Source organism: Mycolicibacterium llatzerense, assembly GCF_025331195.1.
GTDB lineage: Bacteria > Actinomycetota > Actinomycetes > Mycobacteriales > Mycobacteriaceae > Mycobacterium > Mycobacterium llatzerense.
Genome location: NZ_LXOV01000012.1, coordinates 569957 through 583355 on the forward strand (window position 1 = coordinate 569957; position 13399 = coordinate 583355).

16 protein-coding genes and 1 pseudogene are annotated in these 13399 nt (G+C 67.1%); 11 read left to right on the top strand and 6 right to left on the bottom strand.

Annotated features, from left to right (window positions below):
• Positions 1-11: 11 nt before the first annotated feature.
• Positions 12-986 (top strand): quinone oxidoreductase family protein, encoded by a 975-nt coding sequence (locus tag A7G45_RS17590; protein WP_260938948.1) that lies wholly within the window; start codon positions 12-14, stop codon positions 984-986.
• Here the strand turns inward: A7G45_RS17590 and A7G45_RS17595 are convergent.
• Positions 983-1912: a DUF1214 domain-containing protein gene (locus tag A7G45_RS17595; protein WP_260939774.1), complete on the bottom strand. Its 930-nt coding sequence runs from the start codon at positions 1910-1912 to the stop codon at positions 983-985. The two genes, A7G45_RS17590 and A7G45_RS17595, sit on opposite strands and share 4 nt — an antisense overlap.
• 33 nt (positions 1913-1945) lie before the next feature.
• Positions 1946-2950, bottom strand: coding sequence for a heme o synthase (locus A7G45_RS17600; RefSeq protein WP_260938950.1), 1005 nt, complete (start codon positions 2948-2950; stop codon positions 1946-1948).
• Between the two features lie 228 nt (positions 2951-3178).
• Here A7G45_RS17600 and tkt point away from each other — a divergent pair, with 228 nt between their 5' ends.
• Genes tkt through A7G45_RS17630 form a run of 6 tightly spaced genes read left to right on the top strand, consistent with a single transcriptional unit; the run spans position 3179 to position 10000 of the window.
• Positions 3179-5272: a transketolase gene (gene tkt, locus A7G45_RS17605; RefSeq protein ID WP_260938951.1), complete on the top strand. Its 2094-nt coding sequence runs from the start codon at positions 3179-3181 to the stop codon at positions 5270-5272.
• 22 nt (positions 5273-5294) lie between these two features.
• Entirely contained in the window at positions 5295-6404 is a 1110-nt protein-coding gene (gene tal, locus A7G45_RS17610) for a transaldolase (RefSeq protein WP_260938953.1), read from the top strand.
• Positions 6405-6434: 30 nt separating this feature from the next.
• Positions 6435-7994 carry a glucose-6-phosphate dehydrogenase gene (gene zwf / locus A7G45_RS17615; RefSeq protein ID WP_260938955.1) on the top strand — a complete coding sequence of 520 codons (1560 nt, stop codon included), beginning with the start codon at positions 6435-6437 and terminating at the stop codon, positions 7992-7994.
• Positions 7991-8902 carry a glucose-6-phosphate dehydrogenase assembly protein OpcA gene (opcA, locus tag A7G45_RS17620; protein WP_260938956.1) on the top strand — a complete coding sequence of 304 codons (912 nt, stop codon included), beginning with the start codon at positions 7991-7993 and terminating at the stop codon, positions 8900-8902. Before zwf ends, opcA begins: the two co-directional genes overlap by 4 nt.
• Positions 8895-9629 (top strand): 6-phosphogluconolactonase, encoded by a 735-nt coding sequence (gene pgl / locus A7G45_RS17625; RefSeq protein WP_260938959.1) that lies wholly within the window; start codon positions 8895-8897, stop codon positions 9627-9629. Before opcA ends, pgl begins: the two co-directional genes overlap by 8 nt.
• A gap of 2 nt (positions 9630-9631) precedes the next feature.
• Entirely contained in the window at positions 9632-10000 is a 369-nt protein-coding gene (locus A7G45_RS17630) for an ATPase (protein WP_260938962.1), read from the top strand.
• On the opposite strand, the gene A7G45_RS17635 is transcribed toward A7G45_RS17630, so the two are convergent.
• On the bottom strand, positions 9932-10360 hold the full coding sequence (locus A7G45_RS17635; RefSeq protein ID WP_260938963.1) for a hypothetical protein: 429 nt from the start codon (positions 10358-10360) through the stop codon (positions 9932-9934). The two genes, A7G45_RS17630 and A7G45_RS17635, sit on opposite strands and share 69 nt — an antisense overlap.
• 99 nt (positions 10361-10459) lie before the next feature.
• Positions 10460-10609: a hypothetical protein gene (locus A7G45_RS17640; RefSeq protein WP_260938966.1), complete on the bottom strand. Its 150-nt coding sequence runs from the start codon at positions 10607-10609 to the stop codon at positions 10460-10462.
• Here A7G45_RS17640 and A7G45_RS17645 point away from each other — a divergent pair.
• Together A7G45_RS17645 and A7G45_RS17650 are read left to right on the top strand one after the other, a co-directional pair.
• On the top strand, positions 10572-11003 hold the full coding sequence (locus A7G45_RS17645) for an SGNH/GDSL hydrolase family protein (protein ID WP_407667539.1): 432 nt from the start codon (positions 10572-10574) through the stop codon (positions 11001-11003). The two genes, A7G45_RS17640 and A7G45_RS17645, sit on opposite strands and share 38 nt — an antisense overlap.
• Before the next feature lie 9 nt (positions 11004-11012).
• Complete coding sequence (locus A7G45_RS17650) at positions 11013-11372, top strand: hypothetical protein (protein ID WP_260932128.1); 360 nt, start codon at positions 11013-11015, stop codon at positions 11370-11372.
• Between the two features lie 137 nt (positions 11373-11509).
• Here A7G45_RS17650 and A7G45_RS17655 read toward each other — a convergent pair whose 3' ends face one another.
• Together A7G45_RS17655 and A7G45_RS17660 are read right to left on the bottom strand one after the other, a co-directional pair.
• A complete protein-coding gene (locus A7G45_RS17655; RefSeq protein ID WP_260938970.1) occupies positions 11510-11827 on the bottom strand; it encodes a hypothetical protein in 318 nt (105 codons plus the stop codon).
• Between the two features lie 255 nt (positions 11828-12082).
• Positions 12083-12232 (bottom strand): annotated as a pseudogene (locus tag A7G45_RS17660) (HNH endonuclease signature motif containing protein); the annotation flags it as partial.
• Positions 12233-12354: 122 nt separating this feature from the next.
• On the opposite strand from A7G45_RS17660, the gene A7G45_RS17665 reads away from it, so the two are divergent.
• Together A7G45_RS17665 and A7G45_RS17670 are read left to right on the top strand one after the other, a co-directional pair.
• Positions 12355-12786, top strand: coding sequence for a hypothetical protein (locus A7G45_RS17665; RefSeq protein WP_260938972.1), 432 nt, complete (start codon positions 12355-12357; stop codon positions 12784-12786).
• Between the two features lie 358 nt (positions 12787-13144).
• Positions 13145-13315 (top strand): hypothetical protein, encoded by a 171-nt coding sequence (locus A7G45_RS17670; RefSeq protein ID WP_260938974.1) that lies wholly within the window; start codon positions 13145-13147, stop codon positions 13313-13315.
• Positions 13316-13399 lie beyond the last annotated feature (84 nt).

Genomic DNA, 13399 nt, shown 5'->3' on the forward strand with positions numbered 1-13399 from the left:
TGATAGGTGGCATGCACGCCATCGAAGTCGCCGAACTCGGCGGTCCGGAAGTCCTGTCCTTCGTCGAACGTCCCGAGCCCACCCCGGGTCCGGGTGAGGTCCTGATCAAGGCTGAGGCCATCGGCGTCAACTTCATCGACACCTACTTCCGCTCCGGGTTGTATCCGCGTCCGGTGCCCTACATCCCGGGCCAGGAGGTCTGCGGAACCATCGCCGCCATCGGCGACGACGTGGCAGCGCTGGCCGTCGGCGACCGGGTGGTCACCGCCGCGGCGGACGGCACGTACTCCGAATACTGCGTCGCACCAGCCGATTACGTGGCCTACGTGCCCGACGGCGTGGAGCCCGAAGTCGCCGCGGCGGCCCTGCTCAAGGGCATGACGGCCCACTACCTGATCAAGTCGACCTACCCCGTGCAGCAAGGCGACACGGTGCTGCTGCACGCCGGCGCCGGCGGCGTCGGGCTGATCCTGACCCAGTGGGCCACCAGCATGGCGGTGCGCGTCATCACCACGGTCTCCAACAGCGACAAAGCTGCGCTCTCGCGGCAGGCCGGCGCCATCGAGGTGCTGGACTACCCCGACGATCCCGCCGAGTTCGGCGCCAAAATCCGCGAACTCACCGACGGCAACGGCGTCGCCGCGGTGTACGACGGAGTGGGCGCCTCCACGTTCGAGGCGAGCCTGGCCAGCCTCGCAGTGCGGGGCACCTTGGCACTGTTCGGCGCATCCAGCGGCCCGGTGCCGCCGATCGATCCACAGCGCCTGAACAGTGGCGGATCCCTGTTCCTGACCCGGCCGACGCTCGCGCATTACACCCGCAACACCGACGAGTTCTCCTGGCGGGCAGGCGAACTGCTGCAGGCGATCTCCGATGGGACCCTCAACGTGACGGTGAGCCAGCGTTACCCGCTGGCCGACGCCGCGCGCGCACATGCCGACCTGCAGGCCCGTCTGACCGTCGGTTCGGTGGTGCTGGTCCCCTAGACCGGCTGGGCCGCGGGAAACGTCCAGCCGCCGTCGAGGATCTCGGGACGCGGCCGGTACAACCGGACGGTGTAGTTCCAGCCCGGGGTGATCGGCAGCAGGTTGGGACCGCCGGCGCCGCCGAACTGGATGGTGGTGCTGCCGTCGGCGTCCTTAACCGCGGTGATGTTGTTCAGCGAGTAGGCGTTCTGGTCGTTCGCCGTGAAGTAGCCGTCCTTGTTGTAGACGGTGACCGACCAGAAGCCGTCGACCGGAACGTCTTTGACGGTGAGCCGGTGCACCGTGGTGCCGTCGTTACGCGCCGGTACGACGGTCAGATAGAACGCGTCACGTTCGGGATTGCCGCCCCAGGCATTGGCCGACCCGATCAGGTGGCGCACCGGTTCGGTGTCGGCGACGGTGCCGAACATGCCCTTGGTGTCCGGCAGCGTGGTGGCGAGGGTGACGAGCGCGTCGCGCACCGTCTTCTGGCTCACCGGGTCCCACTGCGGCACCTCGAAGCTGCCGGGCGCGTCCTGCGCGACGGTGATGGCGTCCTGCAGTGCGTGCACGGCCGCCAGATCGGCAGCATCGTTGGGATCGACCAACATGCGGATCGCCGTCGCGACGTAGCGGGTACCGACGGCTTCGCGCGTCAGGGTCACCGTGGCCGGGGCGTAGGCGACCTGGGTCGTGTAGTGGTCCTCACTGATGGCCTGCAGCGACATGAAGCGGCCCGCACTGTCGGGCAAGGTGACGGTGACGGGTCCGGCATCGAGGTCGAACACCGCTGCCGAGTAGAGCGTGTCGCGGTTCTGCCGGATGACGATCTGGTGGTCGATCGAGCTCAGCTCGCGGTGGTGAAGAAGGCTACCGACGCCTCCGTCGTTCACGATGCCGGAGAAGTACAGATCCGATTCGGCGCGGACGAAGTTGTCAGGGCTCACCAATTGGGGCATGCCCCAAAACTAGCGGGTCCGTCAGCGGCCGAACACCATCGGCAGCGCGAGAGCCGAATCGACCGCCAGGGCGCAGAACACCACCGCGAGGTAGTTGTTCGACTGCAGGAACAGGCGCAGCGGCTTCACGGGCTCGCCGCGCTTCACGCCGGAGTACAACTGGTGCGCCATGACCAGGAACCACACGCCGGCGACGAGCGCGACGGCCGCGTACAGCCAGCCGGTGGCGAACGCCAGGGCGAGCGTGGTGATGACGGTCGCCCAGGTGTAGATGAGGATCTGTCTGGTGACTTCGCGCTCGGTGGCGACGACGGGCAGCATCGGCACTCCGGCTGCCTCGTAGTCCTCCTTGTAGCGCATGGCCAGCGCCCAGGTGTGCGGCGGCGTCCAGAAGAAGATGATCAGGAACATCACCAGCGCCGGCCACTGAATGGTGCCGGTGACCGCTGACCAGCCGATCATCACCGGCATGCAGCCGGCCGCGCCGCCCCACACCACGTTTTGCGAGGTGCGGCGCTTCAGCAGCAGCGTGTAGACGAACACGTAGAAGGCGATGGTCGCCAGGGCCAGCAGGCCCGAGAGCAGATTCGAGGTGCGCCACAGCCACAGGAACGACGTGACGGTCAGCACCAGACCGAAGATCAGCGCGTTCCGGGTGGGTACCGTCGCCCGGGCCAGTGGCCGGCGGGCCGTGCGCTTCATCACCTTGTCGATATCGGCGTCGGCGACACAGTTCAGGGTGTTGGCGCCGGCGGCTGCGAGCATGCCGCCGAACAAGGTGTTCAGGATCAACAGCGGTTTGATCGGACCTTGGCTGGCCACCCAGTCGAAGCGGTGGGCCAGCAGCATCGCCGGGATCGTGGTCACCAGCAGCAGTTCGATGACCCGCGGCTTGGTGAGGGCGATGTAGGCCAGCAACGTGTCCCGAACCCGGTTCGGCGACTTGGTGGCTGACTCGTCAGACGCCGCAGCTCCGGGACCGAAACCGTGCGCCCCGTGGACAGAACGGCGCTCGCGAATGCTCACGCAGATATCTCCTCGGATGTCACGGCCGCGCAGCCTCTACTACAGACGATGGTAGACCGGCTACCTGAGTGCTCGACACCGCAGGGTGGTTTCAGGTGAACAGAAACCCAATCGCGGACAGGCCAAAGGTGAAGCGGTCTGCACCGCACGAGCGGCGCGCACTAGGGTAGTCATGCAGCTCGCTTGCGATGTGCCGAGCCCGAGACGTCCCTCAGTAGGAGTGCGCCCGTGACCACAGTCGAAGAGATTTCCGAACTCACCCGCCCGCACCACCCGGGCGACTGGACCGAGTTGGACTCGGCCGCCGTCGATACCGTACGAGTGCTGGCCGCGGATGCGGTTCAGAAGGTCGGAAACGGCCATCCCGGAACCGCCATGAGCCTGGCCCCGCTGGCCTACACCCTGTTCCAGCGCCAGATGCGGCACGACCCGTCCGACACCCACTGGATCGGCCGCGACCGCTTCGTCCTGTCCTGTGGGCATTCGAGCCTGACCCTGTACCTGCAGCTGTACATGGGCGGCTTCGGCCTCGAACTGGCCGACATCGAAGCCCTGCGCACCCGGGGTTCGCTGACCCCGGGCCACCCCGAGTACGGCCACACCAAGGGTGTGGAGATCACCACCGGCCCGCTGGGCCAGGGCCTGGCCTCGTCGGTCGGCATGGCGATGGCCGCCCGGTACGAGCGTGGGCTCTTCGACCCCGACGCCGCGCCGGGTGAGAGCCCGTTCGACCACTTCATCTACGTCATCGCCTCGGACGGCGACATCGAAGAGGGCGTGACCAGCGAGGCATCGTCGCTCGCCGGCACGCAGCAGCTCGGCAACCTGATCGTGCTGTGGGACAACAACAAGATCTCCATCGAGCACGACACCAACATCGCGCTGTCCGAGGACACCTGCGCCCGGTACCGCGCCTACGGCTGGCATGTCCAGGAGGTCGACGGCGGCGAGAACGTCACCGCGATCGAAGAAGCCCTGGCGGCCGCACGTGCCGTGACCGACCGGCCGTCGTTCATCTCGGTGCGCACGATCATCGGCTACCCCGCCCCCACCAAGATGAACACCGGTGGCGTGCACGGCTCGGCGCTGGGCGCCGACGAGGTCGCGGCCACCAAGAAGGTGCTCGGCTTCGACCCGGACAAGAGTTTCGACGTCAAGCCTGAGGTCATCGAGCACACCCGCGAGCTCGTCGCCCGCGGCAAGAAGGCACACGACGAGTGGCAGGTCGCGTTCGAGGCGTGGGCCGCCAAGGAACCCGAGCGCAAGAAGCTGCTGGACCGGCTGCACGCCGGCGAACTGCCCGAGGGCTGGGACGCCGACCTGACGTACTGGGAGCCGGGCAGCAAGGCCGTCGCGACCCGCGCCGCGTTCGGCAAGGTGCTCAACGACGTCGCCACCAAGCTGCCCGAATTGTGGGGCGGCTCAGCCGATCTCGCGGGCAGCAACAACACCACCATCAACGGGGTCAAGTCGTTCGGCCCGCCGTCGATCTCGACCGAGGACTACACCGCCGACTGGTACGGCCGGGTGCTGCACTTCGGCATCCGCGAGCACGCCATGGGCTCGATCCTCAACGGCATCGTGCTGCACGGCCCGACGCGTCCGTTCGCGGGCACCTTCCTGCAGTTCGCCGACTACATGCGTCCGGCGGTGCGCCTGGCCGCGCTGATGAACATCGACCCGATCTACATCTGGACGCACGACTCCATCGGCCTGGGTGAAGACGGCCCGACGCACCAGCCGATCGAGCACCTGGCCGCGCTGCGCGCGATCCCGAACCTGTCGGTGGTGCGTCCCGCCGACCCGAACGAGACCGCGTACACCTGGCGCACCATCCTGCAGCGCACCCACGGCAACAACCCGACCGGTTTCATCCTGACCCGTCAGGGAGTACCCGTTCTGGAGGGCACTTCTGCTGAAGGCGCCGCCAAGGGTGGTTACGTGCTCGGCGGCGGCAACCCCGCCGACGACGCCGACGTGATCATCATCGCCACCGGCTCCGAGGTGCAGCTGGCCGTCGAAGCACAGAAGCTGTTGGCGGACAAGGACATCGTCGCCTACGTGGTGTCGATGCCGTGCCTGGAGTGGTTCGAGGCACAGCCCAAGGAGTACCGGGACGCGGTGCTGCCGCCGGACGTCTCGGCACGAGTTGCGGTCGAGGCGGGTATCGCCCAGCCTTGGCACAAGCTGGTCGGTGACACCGGCGAGATCATCTCGATCGAGCACTACGGCGCATCGGCAGACGACAAGACCCTGTTCCGGGAGTTCGGCTTCACCGCGGACGCGGTGGTTGCTGCCGCGGAACGATCGCTCGATAACTAAGTCGACAGAAGAGAGCATTCAGATGACTCAGAACCCGAACCTCGCGGCGCTGAGCGCCGCCGGTGTCTCCGTGTGGCTCGATGACCTTTCCCGTGAGCGACTGCAGACCGGAAACCTGCAGCAGCTCATTGACACCCGCAGCGTTGTGGGCGTCACCACCAACCCGTCGATCTTCCAGGCGGCCCTGACCTCGGGCACCGCCTACGACGAGCAGGTGCGTGAACTCGCCTCGCGCGGTGCCGATGTCGACGCGGTGATCCGCAGCGCGACCACCGATGACGTCCGCAACGCCTGCGACGTGCTGGCCAAGGCCTACGAGGCCTCCGGCGGCGTCGACGGCCGGGTGTCCATCGAGGTCGACCCGCGGCTGGCGCACGACACCGACAAGACGATCCTGCAGGCCATCGAGCTGTGGAAGATCGTCGACCGGCCGAACCTGCTGATCAAGATTCCGGCGACGCTGGCGGGCCTGCCCGCCATCACCGCGGTGATCGCCGAGGGCATCTCGGTCAACGTCACCCTGATCTTCTCGGTGGAACGCCACCGCGCCGTGATGGACGCCTACCTGACGGGCCTGGAGAAGGCCCGCGAGGCCGGCCACGACCTGTCCAAGATCCATTCCGTCGCTTCGTTCTTCGTGTCCCGCGTGGACACCGAGATCGACGCCCGCTTGGAGAAGCTCGGCGGCTCGGCGCTGGGTCTGCGCGGCAAGGCCGGCGTCGCGAACGCCCGGCTGGCCTACGCGGCCTACGAGCAGGTCTTCGGCGGTCCGCAGTTCGCGAACCTCAAGGCTGAGGGTGCCCGGGTGCAGCGTCCGCTGTGGGCGTCGACCGGCGTGAAGAACCCGGACTACTCGGACACGTTGTACGTCACCGAACTGGTGGCCGTCGACACCGTGAACACCATGCCGGAGAAGACCATGGAAGCGGTCGCCGACCACGGTCAGGTCACCGGCGACACCATCTCCGGAACGGCCGCCGCTTCGCAGGCCGTGTTCGACGAGCTGTCGGCCGTCGGCATCGACTTGGACGACGTGTTCAACCTCCTCGAAGTCGAGGGCGTCGACAAGTTCGAGAAGTCGTGGGGCGAACTGCTCGAGGCTGTGCAAGGTCAACTCGACGCTTTGCGATGAGCGCTGGCGCGACGAGCCGAGGCACACGCAATGACTGACTGCAGCGGGCGGCCGGCGGATTGGGTGAACCCCCTGCGGGACAAGCGCGACAAGCGCATGCCCCGCATCGCCGGCCCATGCGCGGTGGTGATCTTCGGCGTCACAGGCGATCTCGCCCGGAAGAAGCTGATGCCGGCAATCTACGACCTGGCCAACCGGGGCCTGTTGCCACCGACGTTCTCGCTGATCGGTTTCGCCCGGCGCGACTGGGATCACGAGGACTTCGGCCAGGTCGTCCATGACGCCGTGCAGCAGCACGCCCGCACGCCGTTCCGCCAGGAGGTGTGGGATCGCCTCGCCGAGGGATTCCGTTTCGTGCAGGGCACTTTCGACGACGACGCGGCGTTCGCGCGGCTGGCCGACACGCTGCACAAGCTCGACGAGGAACGCGGCACCGGCGGCAATCACGCCTTCTACCTGTCGATTCCGCCGAATGCGTTCCCTCAGGTGTGCGAGCAGCTGTCCAAGTCCGGTCTGGCCAACAAGCCCGACGGCTGCTGGTCGCGGGTGGTCATCGAGAAACCGTTCGGCCACGACCTGGCCAGCGCGGAGGCGCTCAACGGCGTCGTCAACAGTGTCTTCCCGGAGTCGTCGGTGTTCCGCATCGACCACTACCTGGGTAAGGAGACCGTCCAGAACATCCTGGCGCTGCGGTTCGCCAACGAGCTGTTCGAGCCGGTGTGGAACTCGCACTATGTCGACAGCGTGCAGATCACCATGGCCGAGGACATCGGCCTCGGCGGACGTGGTGGCTACTACGACGGTGTCGGGGCGGCGCGCGATGTCATCCAGAACCACCTGCTGCAGCTGCTGGCGCTGACGGCGCTGGAAGAACCGGTGAACTTCTCCCCCGGCGAACTGCAGGCCGAGAAGATCAAGGTGCTGTCTGCGACGCGGTTGGCAGAACCGTTGGACGAGACCACCTCCCGCGGTCAGTACGCCGCCGGCTGGCAGGGCGGACAAGAGGTCGTCGGCCTGCTGGACGAGGAAGGCTTCTCCAAGACCTCGACCACCGAGACCTTCGCGGCGATCACCGTCGAGGTCGACACCCGGCGGTGGGCGGGAGTGCCGTTCTATCTACGCACCGGAAAGCGCTTGGGCCGCAGGGTCACTGAGATCGCGCTGGTGTTCAAGCGGGCACCGCACCTGCCGTTCGACGCCACCATGACCGACGAACTCGGCCAGAACGCACTGGTGATCCGGGTGCAGCCGGACGAGGGCATCACGCTGCGGTTCGGCTCGAAGGTGCCGGGCCATCTCATGGAAGTCCGTGACGTCAGCATGGACTTCTCCTACGGTTCAGCATTCGCCGAGGACTCCCCCGAGGCCTACGAGCGGCTGATCCTCGACGTCCTGCTCGGCGAACCGTCCCTGTTCCCGGTGAACGCCGAAGTCGAATTGTCTTGGAAGATCCTGGATCCCGCGCTGGAGCACTGGGCCGCGCAGGATGAGGCCGGCGGGCGGCCCGAGGCCTACGAGTCGGGTACCTGGGGACCGGAATCGGCGTTCGAGATGCTGCGGCGGTCCGGCCGTGAATGGAGGCGGCCGTGATTCTCGATCTGCCCGACACCAATACCGGTGCCATCAACAAGAAGATCGTCGCGCTGCGCGAAGAGGGTGGCGCCATCACCCTCGGCCGGGTGCTGACGCTCGTGGTCGCCCCGACCACCGAGATGCTCCTGGAGGAATCCATCGAGGCGGCCAACACGGCCAGCCGCGAGCACCCCTGCCGCGTCATCGTGGTGATCCCGGGCGACGTATCGGCGGCGACGCCCCGACTCGACGCCCAGCTGCGGGTGGGCCGGGACGCCGGCGCCAATGAGGTTGTGGTGCTGCGACTCTCGGGTCCGTTGGCCGGCCACGCGAGCAGCGTGGTGACGCCGTTCCTGCTGCCCGATACCCCGGTGGTGACCTGGTGGCCCGACGCGGCTCCCGGCGTCCCCGCCGCCGACCCGTTGGGCAAGCTGGCCGTGCGGCGCATCACCGACGCGACGAACGGATCCGATCCCCTGGCCTCGATCAAGGGCCGGCTGGCCGGATACACCTCGGGTGACACTGATCTGGCATGGAGCCGGGTCACGTACTGGCGAGCGTTGCTGGCATCCGCGGTCGATCAGGCGCCGTACGAACCGATCACCTCGGCTCTGGTGTCGGGCCTGAAAGACGAACCCGCACTGGACATTCTGGCGGGCTGGCTGGCCAGTTGCATCGACGGTCCGGTGCACCGCGCGGTCGGCGACCTCAAGGTGGAATTGGTGCGGCCCAGCGAGACCATCGCGTTGAGCCGGCCACAGAAGGGCGTCACGGCGGTGCTCACCCGCACCGGCCGGCCGGAGGCCCGAATCCCCTTGGCACGCCGTGAAGCTCGCGATTGCCTCGCCGAAGAGATGCGCCGGCTCGATGCCGACGACATCTACCACCGCGCCCTGCAGGGCCTGGACAAGGTCATCTATGTCTGAGCAGATCATCGAGAAGTACTCCGACGCCGACACTTTGGTGACCGCGGTGGGCGATCGCCTGGTCGCGGCCATCAACGGCGCCATCGAGGCCCGCGGCGTGGCCTACATCGTGCTGACCGGCGGCGGTACCGGCATCAAGCTGCTCAAGCATGTCGGCGGACATCCGATCGACTGGGCCAAAGTGCACCTGTTCTGGGGCGACGACCGCTACGTCCCGGCCGACGATGCCGACCGGAACATCAAGCAGGCCCGGGAGGCGCTGCTGGATTCCGTTGCCATTCCGGCCGACAACGTGCACGCGATGGCCGCGAGCGATGGCGAATTCGGTGACGACATCGACGCCGCGGCTGCCGCCTACGCAGGTGAGCTGGCCGTCGTGTCCGGAAACGGCGCGTCCACACCAGAATTCGACGTGCACCTGATGGGCATGGGCGGCGAGGGCCACGTCAACTCGTTGTTCCCGCACAGCGACGCGGTCCGCGAGACCGCGCGGTACGTCGTCGCCGTCACCGACTCCCCCAAACCGCCGCCGCGACGGATCACGCTGACCCTGCCCGCCGTCCGTCGCTCCCGCCAGGTGTGGCTGGTCGTGGCCGGCGCCGAGAAGGCCGATGCGGTGGCAGCAGCGGTCGGCGGCGCTGCGGCAGATGACATTCCAGCGGCCGGCGCGATCGGCACCGAGGCAACTGTGTGGTTGCTCGACGCGGCCGCGGCGGCGAAACTGTAGCCATGGTCGACAAAGGCGATGGCCGCACCCGCCCCGTCGGCGGCCGTATCCGGACGCTCACACAGGCAGCGCTGAACGCCGACGTCACCGTCTCCCAGGTCGATGCACTGCTGGTCGACATGGAAGGCACGCTGGCCACCCTCAGCGGGCTGACCGACAACCTCGACACGACGATGTCGCGGTTCAACGAGACCATCACCCAGATCGACGAACTCGCGCCCCGCATTTTCGGCGTGGTCGATCGGATGGAGGCGATCGTGTCACGCGTCGAGGCCATCGTCGGCGTCGCCGAGACGGTCCTCTCACCGGTCACGGTCACCGAGAATGCGGTGCGTGGCGTGCTGAAGTCCGTTCGCGGCTGGGCTCCGTAGCGCGCCAGCTGCCTGCCCGCGACAGTCTTCGGACGACCAGCGATTACGCAGGGCAGTGATGTCCGCGACGATCTGCGACGGCGTACGCCCCATGCCAATATCGTTGGCGCCGAGCGCGATCCACAACACATCAGCGTCCGAGCTGTAGTCCTCGGCCACTGCGCGACCAGTCAAGTCACCGGCGTCGTGCTCCTGGTTGTACGCCGCGATGCCGTACTTGACGGCGAGGTTGTCGAAGCTGATACCCGACGCCTGACGCACCCGGAAGCCCAGCAGCAGAACAGAATCCGAACTACCCGAAGCCGCAGTTATCACGACGGTATGCGTGCCGTCGGGCGGGTGGCATCGTGCGGTGGACACCACCAGTAGCCTCCCCCTCCACTCTCAGTCCACCGTGAAAGCCGCGGCCTCGGCTGACGTCGGCGAGGGTGGTGCCCGTGTTGAGTCGCGTGCGTCGCGTCACGAGAACACAACCCCCGACATCACGAACGAGACAGCGGACGCGGTACCGGCAAGCGCGGAGATGAAGTCACCCGGCCCGAGGAACTGGCCCGACAGCTCGGACGCTGATGTGTTGTGGATCGCGCTCGGCGCCAACGATATTGGCATGGGGCGTACGCCGTCGCAGATCGTCGCGGACATCACTGCCCTGCGTAATCGCTGGTCGTCGGCGGACTGTGTGTTGGTGATCGAGCCGGACAACGGTGATAATGGTGCGGCGCACGCGAACTATGTGACGGCGATGCGGACACTGGCGGTCACGCTGGACCTTCCGCTGCTCGACATGTCGCTGCGGCTCGGTACGCACGCGCAGATGGTCGCGGCGCAGATCATGGGCCCCGACGATATCCACCTGAACGCGGTCGGCCAATCCGACTGGGCGGCAGTCACCTTGGAGGGTGTGCAGTCCGTAGCCCGCGCCGCTGACGGGCTGGCGACAGTGAAGGCCACAGCGGATGCATCGACCGGCCGCGCAATCGCGTTCTCGATCGCCCTCGGATAAAGGAGAGTCATGCCCCAGAACTTGATGGCCTCGACAAGCGCGCTGCCGCAGGTGCTCGTGTCACAGCAGGTCGCCTCATCGGAGACAACCCAGTACACAGGGCCGGCATCGTCGGCCGTCAAGATCGCGTCAGCCGTCCTCACGAACACGACAGGGTCGCCAGTCACGGTGTCCCTGTCGCTGGTGAAGTCCGGCGGCACTGCGGGTTCCGCGAATCGAGTGCTGTCGGCGTACTCACTCGGTGCTGGTGATTCCACCGTGGTGTCTGAGCTGTCGGGCCAGTTCCTCGGGCCGGGTGACTTCATCTCCGCGCTTGCCGGTACCGCGTCCGCTGTCTCGTTCGTGATGTCGGGGGTTGTGTTCTCGTGACGCGACGCACGCGACTCAACACGGGCACCACCCTCGCCGACGTCAGCCGAGGCCGCGCAGGAAGCGGCTGGGCTCCGTAGAGCGCCCGCTGCCTGCACGAGACAGACTTCGACAAAGACCACAGGCATCACTCTCCTTTATCCGAGGGCGATCGAGAACGCGATTGCGCGGCCGGTCGATGCATCCGCTGTGGCCTTCACTGTCGCCAGCCCGTCAGCGGCGCGGGCTACGGACTGCACACCCTCCAAGGTGACTGCCGCCCAGTCGGATTGGCCGACCGCGTTCAGGTGGATATCGTCGGGGCCCATGATCTGCGCCGCGACCATCTGCGCGTGCGTACCGAGCCGCAGCGACATGTCGAGCAGCGGAAGGTCCAGCGTGACCGCCAGTGTCCGCATCGCCGTCACATAGTTCGCGTGCGCCGCACCATTATCACCGTTGTCCGGCTCGATCACCAACACACAGTCCGCCGACGACCAACGATGCCGGCCCTGTGTACTGGGTTGTCTCCGATGAGGCGACCTGCTGTGACACGAGCACCTGCGGCAGCGCGCTTGTCGAGGCCATCAAGTTCTGGAGCGTGACTCGCCGTTATCCGGGGGCGATCCTGGGCCCCGCCGATATCCCCCCGAACCCGGTCGGCGACCCATACCCGATGTCGTAGTGATTCCAGCCGCCCACCTGGGAAATACGCGGGTCGCTGGGCGTCGGCGGGCTGTGTGGTGGTCGAAGACGGCGAGGTAGTGGTGGGCGCCTTGTCCGGCCATGCGGATGAGGTCCGGGATCGGTAGGCGGCTGCCGGTGTGGGTGACGGCCACCCCCGCGCCTTTTTCGAGCTCCTGGACGGTGCAGGTGGCGACGACGGACCCACCGACATCACCAACCTCACCCTGGCCTGCGGCCCCGACAACCGAGCCGCCGACACCGGCGGCTGGACCACCACCATGGGCCCCAACGGCAGAGCCCACTGGACCCCACCACCTTGTCGCAGTGCGAGGCCGATCTGGTCGCCGCCGCCCAAGCTGAGGGCGCCATCAACGTCGAGCACGTCGCAGTGATCACGAACTTCTTCGCGACGGGCCCGCTGCACACTCCGCTGCTCCACATGTCGCCGCGGCTCGGGACGCACGCGCCGATGGTCGCCGCGCAGATCGTGGGCCGGGACGATAGCCACCTGAAGGCGGTCTGCCGGCCGGCAGACCGCCTTCAGGTGGCTATCGTCCCGGCCCACGATCTGCCCCGCGACCACGTGCGGGTGCATGGTGTGGCGCTCCCTGGTCGGTTCGGGTGGATATGGTGGGGGCCCATGTTCGGCGCCGCGACAATCTGCGCGGGCGTACCGGGCCGCAGCGCCATGTCGAGCGGCGGAGGGTCACCGTCGCAAGCGCTGACAGCCTGGTCCGCGGCGCGGTAGGCGCCCGCCGGTGTCGGCGGCTCGGTTGTCGGGGCCCCTGACCTGCGCCGCGCCCTTTGCCGCGTGCGGCCCGGGAAGCCCGCGCAGCTGAGCTTCCCGCGACACGGTAGTTCGAAGCCGTAGTTCGACACTGTTGACTGCGGTGCCGGCAAATGGGGCGTGCCGGGCAGCAACCCGCTGCCAGCTGTTGCCGACGCTCGCCGCCGCGGCCCGTATCGCCCCTCGAGTTCGCTACCGCACCACCACAGGGGTTGGTCAGCTTCCCGCGACACGGTAGTTCGAAGCCGTAGTTCGACACTGTTGACTGCGGTGCCCATGGGGCGTGTACTGGACTTCTAGCAATATCAGAGGTGCCACCGTGATCGTCATCATTGGACTAGTCGTTCTGCTCATGGCGACGATCGCAGGATTAGCCGGTGTGCTCACAAACGGCACCACCACCGAATCACGGGTGAACCACAAGAATTCAGCCTTGGGCGCAACCGGATTCCCTTCTTCGAACCCCGCCTTCGGACACCGTCACTACTAGTGCTGTTGTGGCACAGCATATTTCGCGACACCCAAAGCCCAGTCCGGCCGATCTGAGACCCGACACCCTAGTCAACCGTTCAAA

Coding starts and splice junctions, on each gene's coding strand:
- A7G45_RS17640 (WP_260938966.1), bottom strand. CDS start 10,609: ATGCCAATATCGTTGGCGCCGAGCGCGATCCACAACACATCAGCGTCC.
- zwf (WP_260938955.1), top strand. CDS start 6,435: ATGACTGACTGCAGCGGGCGGCCGGCGGATTGGGTGAACCCCCTGCGG.
- A7G45_RS17630 (WP_260938962.1), top strand. CDS start 9,632: ATGGTCGACAAAGGCGATGGCCGCACCCGCCCCGTCGGCGGCCGTATC.
- A7G45_RS17650 (WP_260932128.1), top strand. CDS start 11,013: ATGCCCCAGAACTTGATGGCCTCGACAAGCGCGCTGCCGCAGGTGCTC.
- A7G45_RS17590 (WP_260938948.1), top strand. CDS start 12: ATGCACGCCATCGAAGTCGCCGAACTCGGCGGTCCGGAAGTCCTGTCC.
- tal (WP_260938953.1), top strand. CDS start 5,295: ATGACTCAGAACCCGAACCTCGCGGCGCTGAGCGCCGCCGGTGTCTCC.
- pgl (WP_260938959.1), top strand. CDS start 8,895: ATGTCTGAGCAGATCATCGAGAAGTACTCCGACGCCGACACTTTGGTG.